We start from the raw sequence: 14144 nt of genomic DNA, 5'->3' as shown, positions 1-14144 counted from the left end.
GAAGCAGATCGATCGGCTCAGTCGCGCGGCGGCCAGAGCTGATCGCTCATCCCCATCCTGGGCTCGCCGAGCAGCGGCGTCTTCAGCGCATGCACGCCATTGACCGAAAACAGCCAGATGATGTTGCGGTCATATTCGGTGAACACCGCAAAGCTGGCATTGTCGAAAGTGTAGTCGGGCATTTCCGATGTCGTGGGGAAACGCGGCACGAAATAGCCTGATATCTTCGGCTGTGCCGGGTCCTTGACGTCGAAGATCTGCAGCCCGGCATTGTAGAAGGCATAAGGCACGATGCCGTCGTGGCCATGGCCGGGCTGGTGCGTGGTGCCGGAGCGCTTGGGCCCGAAGCTGCCCTTGCGCTGGCAGAAATCGCTGAACTTCGCCTCCTTCGGCGGGGTCGGGCGCGGCAAGGTCGCCACCACCTTGGGTGCCGCCACATCCTTGGCGTCGATCACCAGCACGTCCTTGTAGGGCTCGTAGCAGTTCGAGTTCATCGGATAGCCATTGGCAAGGACATAGCCGGTGCGGGCATATTGCGAGGTGTCGACATTGTCGAACTCGGTGCCGGCAAAGCTCGGTGCTGTCGCGACATGGCCCTTGATCTCAGGCTTGTCGGGATTGCTCAGATCGAAGGTGTAGAGCCCGAGCCCGCCCATGGCGCCGAAGGCTATCTTGCCGCCCTTTTCGACCGGCGTCGGCAGGAACGGCGGCATGCGCGAACCCATCCACGACGTGCGGTTGCCGGCGCGTGGGTTCATCAGGTACGCGTCCTCGCTTGCCTTGTCGCCGACCACCTGGCCCGGCACCGTGACCTGGCTGACAAAGACCGGATTGGCCGGGTCCGACATGTCCCAGACCTGGTAGCCCGGCGAGTGCAGGTAGTCAGGATATTCGGTCAGCGCGTAGGAATCGTCCGGAGCCGCCGACAGATACATGTATTTGCCGCCAAACCAGGCCGGCGCGTCGAGCGAGCCCGAGCCCTGCTGTTTGCCGATCGGCGCATCCGGGTTCTTGGTGTCGGTGGTGCGGGTGGCGATCAGCTTCCAGTCGTCGGGCAGCGGCCCGTTCATCTCATAGACCTTGAAGCCCTTGAGCGAATTGTAGTTGCGCAAGCTCGCGACGATGTCGGGCTGGGTGCGCTTGTTGTCGAGGATGCCGAAGCGGCCGATCTCGTAGGAAGCGACGACGACATTCTTCTGAAGCTTCGCGCTCCAGGCGATGGTGATGCCGCCGAAATAGTCCTGGACCGTCTTGGCGTCCCAGTCCTCGCTCGAACCTTCCGGCCCCCACACACCGCCCTTGGAATAGACGACCTTGGCCTTGGCCGGGTCGGTGATGTCGAGCACGCGCATATAGTCGCGGTCGTGCACATACATATAGCGCTTGCCGTCGAAGTCGGCGACGTCGGGCCAGGCATGCCAGGGCGAGCTTATATGCGGATAAAACGCGATCTCCTCGACATTGTGGCTGTAGCTGTTGTCGTCCCAGGCCTCGAGCTGGCCGGGAAAGGCCGGGCTTTCGCCCAAAGGCGTGGCGCGCGGCGCGCGGAACGTGCCGTCCTCCGCCATGCCATAATCCTTGCCGGGCTCCAGCGCCGGCGGCGCCTTGTCATAGGTCAAGGCGTTCCACTGCTTGAGGTAGGGATCGGTGATGTTGATCTCGCTCGGCACCTTGCTGCCCCAGTCGGCGGCCCGGGCCACGCCGGCCGTCAGCGCCAGCACCGAACAGCTGATCGCGATAATCCTTGGTGTCATGACGTCCCTCCCGACGGTTGGCCGCCCGCGTTCTTCGCATTAGGCCGGCCCGGCCAGTTGAGGAAAGTTCGGTCAGTCAGAAAAGTGAATTTTTGGCAGCTGGGTATGAGGGGGTGGCATAGGTAGGTGCTGAAGCGGATGAATATGCATGCACGGTGCGTTAAACGGCATGCAAGATGCAGTCGAAACGCTTGCAAATGCATCAGAGATATCGAGAGCAGCGAGTGGTGATCCCGACAGGAATCGAACCTGTGACCTACAGATTAGGAATCTGCCGCTCTATCCTACTGAGCTACGGGACCACTCGGCTGCACACATAGCGGCTTAGAACGGATTCGCCAACGGTTTTTGGCGGGCCGGTTGTGAAACGTTTTGGCGGGTTCCGGCCCGGCCAAATGCTGTTTCCGCGTCCAGGGCCGGCAGGCGGCCATGGACGCGTTTGGGCGGAGACGGTCAGGCCGCCAGGGCCGTCTCGGCGAGGCGGACCCAGTAGCTGACGCCGTGCGGGATGGCTTCGTCGTTGAAGTCGTAGGCCGGGTGGTGGAGGTTGGCGGTGTCGCCATTGCCGATGAAGATGAAGGCGCCGGGGCGGGCTTCGAGCATGTAGGAAAAGTCCTCGCCGCCCATCAAGGGCTGGATCGCCCGGTGGACCTGCGCTTCGCCGGCGACTGACGCGGCGACATCGCCGGCAAACACCGTCTCGTTTTCATGGTTGAAGGTGACGGGATAATTGGTGTCATAGTCGAGCTCGATCGCCGTGCCAGTGGCTTCGGCGATGCCGCGGCAGATCGCATTCATGCGCTCTTCGGCGAGTTTGGCGATCTCCTTTTTCAGCGTGCGCACCGTGCCGGCAATGACAGCCTGTTCGGGAATGATGTTGTAGGCGGTGCCGGCATTGAACTTGGTCACCGAAACGACGATCGCCTCGGCCGGGTCGGTGCTGCGTGAGGCGATTGCCTGCAGGGCTGTCACCAGTTGGCTGCCGGCGACGATCGGGTCGATGGCGCGGTGCGGCATGGCGGCATGGCCGCCCTTGCCCTTGACGGTGATGGTGAACTCGGCGGTCGCCGCCATGATCGCGCCCGGACGGATGGCGAACTGGCCGACCGGCAGGCTCGGCATGTTGTGCATGCCAAACACCTTCTGGATGCCGAAACGCTCCATCATGCCGTCCTTGACCATCTCGTTGCCGCCGCCGCCGCCCTCTTCGGCGGGCTGGAAGATGACCGCGACGGAGCCGGCGAAATTGCGGGTTTCGGCGAGATATTTGGCAGCGCCCAAAAGCATGGCGGTGTGGCCGTCATGGCCGCAGGCGTGCATCTTGCCGGGGACTTGAGAGGCATAAGGCTTGCCGGTGATCTCTTCGATCGGCAGCGCGTCCATGTCGGCGCGCAGGCCGACCACGCCGCCAGCGCCCAGGCTGCCCTTGATGATGCCGACCACGCCCGTCTTGCCCAGGCCGGTGACGATGTCGTCGCAGCCGAATTCCGCAAGCTTGGCTTTGACGAAGTCGGCGGTTTCGAAGACGTCGAAATTGAGCTCCGGCTTCTGGTGCAGGTGACGGCGCCAGCCGGCGATCTCGTCCTGCATTTCGGCGGCTCGGTTCAGGATCGGCATGTTTGTCTCGACTTCCTGTGTGTTGGACCGGCTGAGTTGCGCCAGGGTCCGGATTCGCAATTGTGATCGTCCAAGCTCTGCCATCTTGGCGTCACATAGGTTATTTAGCAGCGGCGGCGGCGCCGTGGCCATGGGTCTTTTGTACCGGCCAGCGCGTTGCCATCCCGGTTTACGGAAATCTTATGGACGGCCGGCTATGATCGGCAAGAGGCGATTTCGGATTTGATGATGAAGATGCAGTTCGTCAAAAGCATGCTCCTTGGCCTTGTAGCCACAACCGTGCTCGGTGCAGCGCCGGCCGCTGCCAATCCGGTGATGCTTTTCGACATCAATTCAGGTGCCATCATCGAGCACCAGGATGCGTTCAAGCGCTGGCACCCGGCATCGCTGACCAAGCTGATGACGGCCTACACCACCTTCCGCGCCGTCCGGGCGGGGGAACTGGCGCTCGACTCGCCGATCAAGATCTCCAAGAAGGCGGCGGCCTTCCCGCCGGCCAAGATGGGCTACAAGCCCGGCTCGGTGCTGACGCTCGACAATGCGCTCAAGATCATCATGGTCAAGTCGGCCAACGACGTTGCCGCGGCGATCGGCGAGAATGTCGGCGGCACGTCAGAGGCCTTCGCCGCGCGGATGAATGCCGAGGCGCAGCGCCTGGGCATGTCCGGCAGCCACTGGGTCAATGCCAACGGCCTGCATGACCCCGAGCAGTACACCACGGCGCGCGACCTCGCGATCCTGGTCAGGGCGATCCGCCTGGAGTACCCGCAATACGCCGCCTATTTCGACATCGAGGGCATCGTCGCCGGCAAGGCCAAGCTCAAGAATTTCAACCCGCTGGTCGGCCGCTTTCCCGGCACCGACGGCATGAAGACGGGCTTTGTTTGCGAATCGGGCTTCAACCTGATCGCCTCGGCCAATCGCGGCGGCCAGACGCTGGCTGCGATCGTGCTCGGCGCGACGTCGCCGGGTGACCGCGCCGAAGAGGCGGCCAAGATGCTGCAGGGTGGTTTCGGCCGGACCGGCATCAGCTCGGTGACGGTTGCAACGCTGGCACCTTATGGCGACAACCGCGACCTGGCCACCGACATGCGCGAAGTGGTCTGCTCGAAAAAGGCCAAGCACGTGGCTTCCGACGGCCCGACCGAAACGGGTGCTGCACCTGAAAAGGTCTCGATCATCCCCGAGATGACGCGCCCGCGTAACTGGGTGACCGTCAGCCTTGGCGGCGCCACCGGGCCCAGGCCCAAGGCGCTTGGCGGGCGTGACATCGTCGAACAGGCCGACGTGCCGCTGCCGACCTGGCGCCCCGACAGGCCGGCGCCGACAGGTGCCGTGCCGGTGGTTTCGAGCAACAGCCAGGCCCGGTCGTGAACCCGCAGGCAGCGTTCCCGATCCCGGTATCGGTGCTGACCGGCTTTCTTGGCGCCGGCAAGACGACGCTGCTCAACCGGCTGCTCAAGGACCCCGAGCTCACCGACACGGCCGTCATCATCAACGAGTTCGGCGATGTCGCCATCGATCACCTGCTGGTCGAAAAGGCTTCCGACGGCGTCATCGAATTGTCCGATGGTTGCCTGTGCTGCACGGTGCGTGGCGAACTGGTCGACACGCTGGCCGATCTCGTCGACCGCCTGCAGACCGGCCGCATCGAGCGGCTGGCGCGGATCGTCATCGAGACCACCGGCCTCGCCGATCCGGTGCCGGTGCTGCAGTCGATCATGGGCCATCCCGCACTGATCCATGCCTTCCGGCTCGACGGCGTCATCACGGTCGTCGATGCGGTCAATGGGTCGGCGACGCTCGACGCCCATGTCGAGGCGGTCAAGCAGGTGGCGGTGGCCGACCGCATCGTGCTGACCAAGGCCGACCTCGTCGACGACGCGGAATGGCTCCGCACGCTCAAGGCGCGGATCACCCGCATCAATCCGGGCGCTGAAATCCGCGAAGTCGAAGGGGCTGCGGTCGCCAAGCTGTTGCAATGCGGGCTCTACGATCCGGCGACCAAGACCGCCGATGTGCGCCGCTGGCTCGGCGAGGCGCAGGCGCATGATCATCATCACCATGGCGAGCACGATCATCATCACCACCATCATGATCATGACGACCATCACCCCGCCCACGGCCATCACGATGCCCGTATCGGCTCGTTTACGCTGACACATGACGGCCCGCTGCCGTTTTCGACCGTCGAGATGTTCCTCGATCTTTTGCTGTCGACCCAGGGCGACAGGCTTTTGCGCATCAAGGGCATCGTCGAACTGATGGAGGACCGGGCACGGCCGCTGGTCATCCATGGCGTGCAGAAGTTGTTGCATCCGCCGGCACGCTTGCCGTCCTGGCCCGATGCGGTGCGCGGCACGCGGCTGGTGCTGATCGGCATCGACCTGCCGCGCGACTATGTCGAACGGCTGTTTGCAGCCTTCGTCAACAAGCCTGCCATCGACACGCCGGACCGCGCGGCGATGGAAAACAACCCGCTGGCGATCGCCGGGCTGTAGGTTCTGCCGCTGCGTCCTTCGAGGCTCGCCCGCCAACGATATCGCTGGTTCTGCCGCGCCTTGCGGGCTCGCACCTCAGGATGAGGACCTTTGATGCTGGTTATGGTGCCTTGAGTCTGCGGACACATCGAGCTTGCTGAAACATATCCGACAGGCGACTGCGTAGCCGGTGGCGCAAGCGGTCCTCATCTTTGCGGGCTCGCGCCTCAGGGTGAGGACTGTTGATGCAGGCCGGCCTGGTGCCTTGAGCTTGCGGAGACATCGAGTCTGCTAAAACATCTCCGGCAGGTGACGGCGTGAGCTGATGGCGCAAGCGGTCCTCATCCTGAGGTGCGAGCCCGCAATGCGCGGCAGAACCAGGGATACCGTAGGCGGGCGAGCCTCGAAGGACGGATCGACGCTAACTCAGCTTCCGCGTTCAACCAGAAAGCGATGACCGCCTGCGACGGCTGTCGTCTCGACCAGCCGGTGGCCGGCGTCCTGGCAGAAGGCCGGGATGTCGATGACAGCGAGCGGGTCGGTGGTTTCGAGCCACAACAGCTCGCCTGATGCCATGTCGGCGAGGCGGCGCCTGGCCTTGAGCACCGGCAGGGGGCAGTTGAGCCCCCTGAGGTCGTAAATGTCGGTGGTTTCGCTCACGCCGCTCAGCTGCCGAACAGGCCGAGCAGCTTCTTCTTGAGCTTGGTGGCGGCACCTGCCTCTTCGACGGGCGCGACCTGGGCGGCCTGCCTCGGCGCTTCGGTTGCTGCGGGCTCGGGCTGCGGCACGGTCGCGGTCACCACCTGCTGCTGGGCGGCAAGCTTGGCAGCCTTGGCGGCAGCGACCGCGGCAAGCTTCTCCTCAGCCGCCTTCTTCTTGGCTTCGGCGGCGGCGTCAAGCGCTGCCATGCGGCGGCCTTCAGCCGAATCGATGCGGCCCATGCGCGAGGTGACCGTCACGGTGCCATCCTGGTTGAGCGATGGCGGCTCGATCGGCACGCGCTCGCCGCGGGCCCGCTTCTTGGTCCAGTCCGAAACGATGGCCGCTTCCTTGAGGCCGGCGATCGTCGGCTTGGGCGCGGGAATGTCGCCGCCGGTGGCGCTGGCGAAAGCCGCGTCATACTTGCTCTTGTAGGCCTGATAGGCGGTCTGCAGCGCCTGCGGCTGGGTCACGGCAGGGCAGGCGCCGGTCGGATTGAACGTTCCGCCCGCTTCCGGGACCTGGTTGAAGACGTAGCGCTTCTCGCAGACGTCGACCTTCGGCGGCACCTTGGTGATCTCGAAGTGGTCGTAGCCTTCCTTCAGCATCGCCCAGAACTGGTAGTTCGGGTCGTTGCGGTAACGCGCCATGTTGGCGGCGGTCATGCGGAACGGATAGGACTGGACCTGGAACTCGGTCTGGCCGCCCTTGAAGGCGTCGCGCGCGAAGGCGTAGATCTCCTCGATCTGCGCATCGGTCATCGAAAAGCAGCCTGACGACGAGCAGGCGCCATGCACCATCAGGTTCGAGCCGGTACGGCCGTTGGCGCGGTCATAGGTGTTGGGATAGCCGATGTTGAAGGCGAGGTGGTAGCTGGAGTTCGGGTTCATCTGCCCCGGACGCACGGTGTAGAAGCCTTCCGGCGACTGGCGGTCGCCCTCGGTGAATTTGGGGCCGAGCTTGCCCGACATCTTGCAGATGTCGTAGGTGGCGATCAGGTCGTAGCGGCCGTTGGTCTTCTGTTTCCAGACCTCCAGCTTGGCCTCTTCCTTGAACACGCGCGCCAGCACAGGCGAGGTGCGCGTCATGCCCTTGGCTTTCATTTCCGCCACGATCTTGGCCGGCAGCTGCCTGTTGGCGTGCTGCGGCACAAAATCAGTCACGGAAGATTCGGAGCAGCCGGCCAGCGCGAGCGCAGCGAAAAGCAGTCCGGTACGTGCGATATTGGCGATCATCGGTCTAAAAGTCGTCTCTACATTGCAGTCATGGCGCCTAGCGCCATCGACCGGCCCGTCCTGATACTGCTTCGACTTTAGGGTCGTTAACCTTGAAAATTCCTTACCGCAAGTTCCTGGCCCGTCCCACGCGCAAAAATCACGGCCCGTTCATTGACCGTGGCGAGGCGGCAATTTTGTGGCGAAAAGGTGCCGTGGCCCGTTGAGGCCACAGTTTGTGCAATCACAGGCTGCGCATCGTGCTTTTCCGAAAATCGGTTTCGATTTTCGCGCCGATGCTTAGAGGCTGCGACCGATCGCCAGATATTTCTCGCGGCGCTGCTCGCGGAAATCGATGTTAGAGCCGTTGAATTCGGCGAACGTGCTGGCGATCAGGTCGCCGGTGGCCGAAATGACGGCTTCGGCGTTGCGGTGGGCGCCACCGAGCGGTTCGTCGATGATCTTGTCGATGATCTTGAGGCCGAGCAGATCCTGCGCGGTGATCTTCATGTTGGTTGCCGCGTCCTTGGAGCGTGTCGTGTCGCGCCACAGGATGGAAGCCGCACCTTCCGGCGAGATCACCGAATAGATCGCATGTTCGAGCATGAAGACACGGTTGGCCGCAGCGATCGCGATCGCGCCGCCCGAACCGCCTTCGCCGATGACGATGGCGATCGACGGCACCTTGAGGCCAAGGCAGGTCGAGGTCGAGCGCGCAATGGCTTCGGCCTGACCGCGCTCCTCGGCACCGACGCCTGGATAAGCACCGGCGGTGTCGACCAGCATGACGACAGGAATCTTGAAGCGGTCGGCCATTTCAAGCAGGCGCACCGCCTTGCGGTAGCCCTCGGGGCGAACCGAACCGAAATTGTGCTTGAGGCGGCTCTTGGTGTCGTTGCCCTTTTCCTGGCCGAGCACCAGCACCGGCTCGCCGCGGAAGCGGGCGAAGCCGCCGACCATGGCGTTGTCTTCGCCGAAGTTGCGGTCGCCGGCCAGAAGCGTGAAGTCGGTGAACAGGCCGTTGATGTAGTCGAGGCAATGGGGACGGTCGGGGTGGCGCGCCACCTGGACCTTCTGCCACGGCGTCAGCGCCTTGTAGGCGTCGCGCAGAGCGTCGCGCGAGCGTTTCTCCAGCCGTTTGATCTCGTCGCCGACATCGACGGCTTCGCCATTCTCGGCAAGCTTCTTGAGCTCGAGGATCTTGCCTTCGAGATCTTGGACCGGTTTTTCGAAATCGAGGTAATTGTACATTGGCGAGCGGACTACCACGCTGAAAATTTGAGGCACCGGGGGCCGGGGAATGTGGCACCGCGCCAGTGGAACGTGGCACTCACATAGCGATATGGGCCCTAATCGGCAAGCGGATGATGCTCGTTGACCAGTTTCAGCAGCCGTTCTTCCAGAACATGCGTATAGATTTGGGTGGTCGAAATGTCGGAATGGCCGAGCAATTGCTGCACGGCGCGCAGGTCGGCGCCATTTTGCAGCAGGTGGCTGGCGAAGGCATGACGCAGCACATGCGGCGAAATTTTTGCCGAGGCGATGCCGGCACGCGCGGCAAGCCCCTTGAGGTCGCGGGCGAAAACCTGGCGCGGCAGGTGTCCGATCTCGGATGAAGCGGGAAACAGGAACACACTTTCGGCTTGCCCGGGGTCGCGATTGCGCTGGTCGAGCCAGGCCCGCATCGCCTCGCGCGCCTTGGCTGACAGCGGCACCATGCGGTCCTTGTCGCCCTTGCCGCGCACGACGAAAAAACGCTCGTCGCGCAGCGCCACCGTCAGCGGCAGGCTGACCAGTTCGGAGACACGCAGGCCGGTGGCGTAGAGCACCTCGACAAGCGCGTGCATCCTGGCCGCTGCAAAGCTGCCACCACCGTCGGGATCGGCGGCCTCCGCCGCTGCCCTGTCGAGCAGCCGGCCGGTCTCGGCCTCGCTCATCGTCTTGGGCAGCGGCCGTTGCCTTTTCGGGCTGTCGAGGATGCCGGTCGGATCGTCGGTTCGCAGCCCTTCGGCATAGAGGAAGCGGAAGAACTGCCGGAGTGCCGAGAGCTTGCGCGCCTGCGAGGTGGTGGCGAAGCCGCGGCCGGCGATGTCGTCGAGATAGCCGCGGATGGCAGCGGCATCGGCATCGGCAAGGTGGCCGCCGAGATGTTCGGAGGCGTCTTCGAGATCGCGGCGGTAGCTTGACAGCGTATTGTCGGCGGCACCGCGCTCGGCGCTCATCATTTCCAGGAAGGCCTCGATGCGCGCGCCGCTTTTCATTTTTTCGGCGCGAGCTTTTCCGGCGGGATGCGTATGGTGATTTCCGCCTTCTTGGGCTCGACGAACATCACCAGCGCAAACATGGCGCCGTAAGCGATGCCCGCCAGAACAGCGAGCGTGACAAGGAACCGGAAAAGTGTCGGCATCGATGTGTTTGCCCGTCTGTCCTATCCTGTGCCCTTATGGGACGCCGCTTCAGGCAATTCAAGGGCACGTTTGGTGCCATGCGCTTGACGCAACGGGGCTTTTCATGTCGATACGCCGGCGAAAGGGACGCCATGACACCCGACGTGCAGACTCCATTTCCTGAAGGCTCGGTTGCTGCCCTGCTCGAACGGCTCGGCACGCGCTCGATCGTCTTTGTCGGCCTGATGGGCGCGGGCAAGACCGCCATCGGCCGCAAGGTCGCCCAGGCGCTCGGCCTTGGCTTCATCGACAGCGACCACGAGATCGAAAGCGTGTCGCGGATGAGCATCCCCGAGCTGTTCGAACGTTATGGCGAGGTCGAGTTCCGCGCGCTCGAGCAGCGCGTCATCGGCCGCGTGCTGGAGAACGGGCCGCAGGTGCTGTCGACCGGCGGCGGCGCCTTCATGAACGCGCAGACAAGGTCGGCCATCTCAGGCCATGGTGTCTCCGTTTGGCTGAAGGCCGAGCTTGATCTGTTGATGGAGCGCGTCTCCAAGAAGCAGAACCGGCCGCTGCTGCAGAATGCCGATCCGCGCGCGGTGCTTTCCAAGCTGATGGACGAGCGCTACCCGGTCTACGGGCTTGCCGACCTCACCGTTGCGACGCGCGACGACCGCAAGGAAGCAATCGCCAGCGAGGTCATCGAGGCGTTGTGCAACCATCTCGGCGTGCCCGGCAGGATACATGTCTCGGAAGCCTCGGAGGATCACGAATGAGCGTCGTCACTGTCGAAGTCGGGCTTGGCGACCGCGCCTATGACATATTGATCGGCCCGGGCCTGATCGCGCGTGGTGGCGAGCTGATCCAGCAGCGCCTGCCCAAGGCGCGCGCGGCGATCGTCACCGACGAAAATGTCGCTGCCGCCCATCTCGAACCTTTGGTCGCAAGCCTTAGCGCTGCCGGCAATGTGCCGGCGGTGATCAAGCTGCCAGCGGGGGAAAAGACCAAGAGCTTTGATTCGCTGCAGACGGTGGTCGACGACATCATCGCTGCCCGCCTCGAACGCGGCGATGCGGTGATCGCGCTCGGCGGCGGCGTCATCGGCGATCTCACCGGCTTTGCTGCCGGTATCGTCCGGCGCGGCATGAATTTCGTGCAGATGCCGACCTCGCTTCTGGCCCAGGTCGATTCGTCGGTCGGCGGCAAGACCGGCATCAACAGCCCGCGCGGAAAGAACCTGATCGGCGTCTTCCACCAGCCCAAGCTGGTGCTGGCCGATACCGCGGCCCTCGACACGCTGCCGCTGCGCGAATTCCGCGCCGGATATGCCGAGGTCGCCAAATACGGCCTGATCGACCGCCCCGACTTCTTCGCCTGGCTGGAGACCAACTGGCGCGAGGTTTTTTCAGGCGGTGCGGCCCGCATCGAGGCCATCGCCCAGTCCTGCCGCGCCAAGGCCGATGTGGTTGCCCGCGACGAATTTGAAACCGGCGACCGCGCTTTGCTCAATCTCGGCCACACTTTCGGCCACGCGCTTGAAGCCGCGACCGCCTATGACGGTTCGCGTCTCGTTCATGGCGAGGGCGTCGCCATCGGCATGGCGCTGGCGCATCGCTTCTCGGCGCGGCTCAATATGGCAAGCCCTGACGATGCGGCGCGTGTCGAGGCGCATCTGCGCGATGTCGGCCTGCCATGGCGCATGGCCGACATCCCCGGCGCCTTGCCGGATGCCGAGGCGCTGTTTGGCTACATCACCCAGGACAAGAAGGTGTCGCGCGGCGCGTTGACCTTCATCCTGACACGCGGCATCGGCCAGTCCTTCATCGCCAGGGATGTGCCGGCCTCCGAGGTGATCTCCTTCCTCAAGGAGAACCACGCGGGATGATCAATGCTGGCTGGATCGTCGCAGGCATTCTGGCGGGGCTGATCTTGTTGGCCCTGGCGTTCCGCGACCGTCTGCTCGCATCGCTTGGCTACGAGCTTTTTGCGCTGACGCCGCAGCGTTCCGCCCATGACGAGCTGCGCGGGGCGGTCGACGAGTTCCACCGCGACGGCCAGGTGGTCAAGCAGGACCGCGACCGTGTCGGCGGTTTGCTCGACCTGCACGAACTCGAAGTCTCCGACGTCATGGTCCACCGCACCGCCATGCGTTCGGTCAATGCCGACATCGCGCCTGAGGCGCTGGTCCGCGAGATCCTGCAGAGCCCCTATACGCGCATGCCGTTGTGGCGCGGTTCGATCGACAACATCGTCGGCGTCGTCCATGCCAAGGACCTTTTGCGGGCGCTCAACGACGTCGAGGGCGACTATTCCAGGGTCGACGTGCCGAAAGTCGCCTCCAAGCCGTGGTTCGTGCCCGACACCACCACGCTTCAGGAACAGCTCAACGCCTTCTTGCGCCGAAAGGCGCATTTCGCCATCGTCGTCGATGAATATGGCGAGGTCGAAGGGCTGGTGACGCTCGAAGACATCATCGAAGAGATCGTCGGCGAGATCGCCGACGAGCACGACATCGACGTCCAGGGCGTCAAGCAGGAGGCCGATGGCTCGGTGGTCGTCGACGGCACCGTGCCGATTCGCGACCTCAACCGGGCGCTCGACTGGCATCTGCCCGACGACGAAGCTACGACGATCGCGGGCCTCGTCATCCACGAGACGCAGTCGATCCCCGAGGAAAAGCAGGCCTTCACCTTCCACGGCAAACGCTTCATCGTCATGAAGCGCGACAAGAACCGCCTGGCGCGAATCAGGATCAAGCCGGCGGTGGTGGAGCCGCAGACGGCCGCAGCGCGCCCGTCGAAGTAACGCCTGCCCACAACAGTCTTCCCGCAGCCAGTCCGAGAAGCGCCCCGACGATTTGGGACGCGATGAATGCCGGCGCGTCGGCTGGGGCGATGCCGGCAAATGTATCGCTCAGCGCGCGTGCGATCGTCACGGCAGGATTGGCAAACGACGTCGACGAGGTGAACCAGTAGGCCGCAAGGATGTAGAGGCCGACGGCGAAGGGCGTCGATTTCGGCGCCTGCGCGGTGCAGCCCAGGATGGTCAACACCAGGCCAAATGTTGCGATGGCTTCGCCGAGCCATTGGCCAGCGCCAGTGCGGACGGTTGTCGAAAACTGCAGGATCGGCAGGTCGAACATCGCGTGCGCTGCCCAGACGCCGAGGATAGCGCCGGCGAGCTGAGCTGCGATGTATGGTAGGACCGCCGACCATGACAGGCGCCGCTCGATCGCCATGACCAGGCTGACCGCCGGGTTCAGCTGCGCGCCGGAAACCGGCCCAAGGATGGTGATCAGCACGACCAGCATGGCAGCGGTCGCCAAGGCGTTGCCCAAAAGGGCGAGCGCGATGTTCCCGCCCGCCAGTTGTGCGGCCATGATGCCTGAGCCGACGACGGTGGCGAGCAGGAATGCCGTGCCCAGCGCCTCGGCGAGCATGCGGCGGGCGAGCGGTGTGATCATTTGCCGGTATCGCCAGCCTTTGCGCTCGCGCCGTCCATCTTGCCGATGTCGTCGAGGTGCGAGGTCAGCGCCAGATGATCGAGGCTGGAGAGCGGCAGCGCGGTGAAAGCCCTGATGCGGTTGCGCATGTATTTGAAGGCGGTGACGAACGCCGCTTCCTTTTCGAGGTCGGTGCCTTCGATGTGGCTCGGATCTTCGATGCCCCAATGCGCATTGGCCGGATGGCCGAGCCATACCGGGCAGGCTTCGCCGGCGGCGTCGTCGCAGACGGTGAAGATGAAATCCATCTCGGGTGCGCCTTCGACCGCGAATTCGTCCCAGGTCTTCGAGCGGAAACCGTCGGTCGGATAGTCGTAGCTTTCGAGTACCTTCAGCGCGAAGGGGTTGACGCTGCCCCTGGGCTGGCTGCCGGCAGAGAAGGCGTTGAAATGGGGCGCGCCGTCCTTGCGCAGGATGCTCTCGGCAAGGATCGAGCGGGCGCTGTTGCCGGTGCAGAGGAAAAGCACGTTGAAGGGGCGGTGGGTCATGGC

General features: G+C 64.0%; 14 protein-coding genes and 1 tRNA gene. 5 read left to right on the top strand and 10 right to left on the bottom strand.

Going from position 1 to position 14144, the window contains the following annotated elements; genetic code table 11:
• Positions 1 to 17 precede the first annotated feature (17 nt).
• The 3 genes from J1C56_RS17605 to J1C56_RS17595 form a co-directional block, all read right to left on the bottom strand.
• Positions 18 to 1754, bottom strand: a complete 1737-nt coding sequence (locus J1C56_RS17605; RefSeq protein WP_214391375.1) for an LVIVD repeat-containing protein — start codon at positions 1752 to 1754, stop codon at positions 18 to 20.
• A gap of 225 nt (positions 1755 to 1979) precedes the next feature.
• Positions 1980 to 2056, bottom strand: a tRNA-Arg gene (locus J1C56_RS17600).
• 151 nt (positions 2057 to 2207) lie between these two features.
• Positions 2208 to 3371, bottom strand: a complete 1164-nt coding sequence (locus J1C56_RS17595; protein WP_214391374.1) for a M20 aminoacylase family protein — start codon at positions 3369 to 3371, stop codon at positions 2208 to 2210.
• Positions 3372 to 3596: 225 nt separating this feature from the next.
• Between J1C56_RS17595 and J1C56_RS17590 the strand changes: the two genes are divergently transcribed.
• Complete coding sequence (locus tag J1C56_RS17590) at positions 3597 to 4745, top strand: D-alanyl-D-alanine carboxypeptidase family protein (RefSeq protein ID WP_214391373.1); 1149 nt, start codon at positions 3597 to 3599, stop codon at positions 4743 to 4745.
• Complete coding sequence (locus J1C56_RS17585; protein WP_214391372.1) at positions 4742 to 5872, top strand: CobW family GTP-binding protein; 1131 nt, start codon at positions 4742 to 4744, stop codon at positions 5870 to 5872. Before J1C56_RS17590 ends, J1C56_RS17585 begins: the two co-directional genes overlap by 4 nt.
• Before the next feature lie 405 nt (positions 5873 to 6277).
• On the opposite strand, the gene J1C56_RS17580 is transcribed toward J1C56_RS17585, so the two are convergent.
• The 5 genes from J1C56_RS17580 to J1C56_RS17560 all read right to left on the bottom strand — a co-directional run bounded on the left by J1C56_RS17580 (position 6278) and on the right by J1C56_RS17560 (position 10171).
• Positions 6278 to 6511: a sulfurtransferase TusA family protein gene (locus J1C56_RS17580; RefSeq protein ID WP_214391371.1), complete on the bottom strand. Its 234-nt coding sequence runs from the start codon at positions 6509 to 6511 to the stop codon at positions 6278 to 6280.
• Positions 6512 to 6516: 5 nt separating this feature from the next.
• On the bottom strand, positions 6517 to 7785 hold the full coding sequence (locus tag J1C56_RS17575) for a L,D-transpeptidase family protein (protein ID WP_214391370.1): 1269 nt from the start codon (positions 7783 to 7785) through the stop codon (positions 6517 to 6519).
• A 279-nt stretch (positions 7786 to 8064) separates the two neighbouring features.
• The gene (locus tag J1C56_RS17570) at positions 8065 to 9015 is read right to left on the bottom strand and encodes an acetyl-CoA carboxylase carboxyltransferase subunit alpha (protein ID WP_214391369.1); all 951 of its coding nucleotides are present in this window, start codon (positions 9013 to 9015) and stop codon (positions 8065 to 8067) included.
• Between the two features lie 98 nt (positions 9016 to 9113).
• Positions 9114 to 10025, bottom strand: coding sequence for a site-specific tyrosine recombinase XerD (locus J1C56_RS17565; protein ID WP_214391368.1), 912 nt, complete (start codon positions 10023 to 10025; stop codon positions 9114 to 9116).
• The gene (locus tag J1C56_RS17560) at positions 10022 to 10171 is read right to left on the bottom strand and encodes a histidine kinase (protein ID WP_067957555.1); all 150 of its coding nucleotides are present in this window, start codon (positions 10169 to 10171) and stop codon (positions 10022 to 10024) included. The genes J1C56_RS17565 and J1C56_RS17560 overlap by 4 nt, the downstream gene beginning before the upstream one ends.
• Before the next feature lie 132 nt (positions 10172 to 10303).
• Between J1C56_RS17560 and J1C56_RS17555 the strand changes: the two genes are divergently transcribed.
• The 3 genes from J1C56_RS17555 to J1C56_RS17545 are packed head-to-tail and all read left to right on the top strand — an operon-like array spanning position 10304 to position 12956.
• Complete coding sequence (locus J1C56_RS17555) at positions 10304 to 10927, top strand: shikimate kinase (protein ID WP_214391367.1); 624 nt, start codon at positions 10304 to 10306, stop codon at positions 10925 to 10927.
• Positions 10924 to 12036 carry a 3-dehydroquinate synthase gene (gene aroB, locus J1C56_RS17550; RefSeq protein ID WP_214391366.1) on the top strand — a complete coding sequence of 371 codons (1113 nt, stop codon included), beginning with the start codon at positions 10924 to 10926 and terminating at the stop codon, positions 12034 to 12036. Before J1C56_RS17555 ends, aroB begins: the two co-directional genes overlap by 4 nt.
• Positions 12033 to 12956: an HlyC/CorC family transporter gene (locus J1C56_RS17545; RefSeq protein ID WP_214391365.1), complete on the top strand. Its 924-nt coding sequence runs from the start codon at positions 12033 to 12035 to the stop codon at positions 12954 to 12956. The genes aroB and J1C56_RS17545 overlap by 4 nt, the downstream gene beginning before the upstream one ends.
• Here the strand turns inward: J1C56_RS17545 and J1C56_RS17540 are convergent.
• Both J1C56_RS17540 and J1C56_RS17535 read right to left on the bottom strand, forming a co-directional pair.
• A complete protein-coding gene (locus J1C56_RS17540; RefSeq protein ID WP_214391364.1) occupies positions 12904 to 13614 on the bottom strand; it encodes an aquaporin in 711 nt (236 codons plus the stop codon). The two genes, J1C56_RS17545 and J1C56_RS17540, sit on opposite strands and share 53 nt — an antisense overlap.
• Positions 13611 to 14141: an arsenate reductase ArsC gene (locus J1C56_RS17535; RefSeq protein WP_214391363.1), complete on the bottom strand. Its 531-nt coding sequence runs from the start codon at positions 14139 to 14141 to the stop codon at positions 13611 to 13613. Before J1C56_RS17535 ends, J1C56_RS17540 begins: the two co-directional genes overlap by 4 nt.
• Between the last annotated feature and the right edge of the window lie 3 nt (positions 14142 to 14144).

The sequence above is a fragment of the Aminobacter anthyllidis genome (assembly GCF_018555685.1).
GTDB lineage: Bacteria > Pseudomonadota > Alphaproteobacteria > Rhizobiales > Rhizobiaceae > Aminobacter > Aminobacter anthyllidis.
The sequence above is the reverse complement of the archived record's forward strand: the minus strand, read 5'-3'. Positions and strand labels throughout refer to the sequence as shown.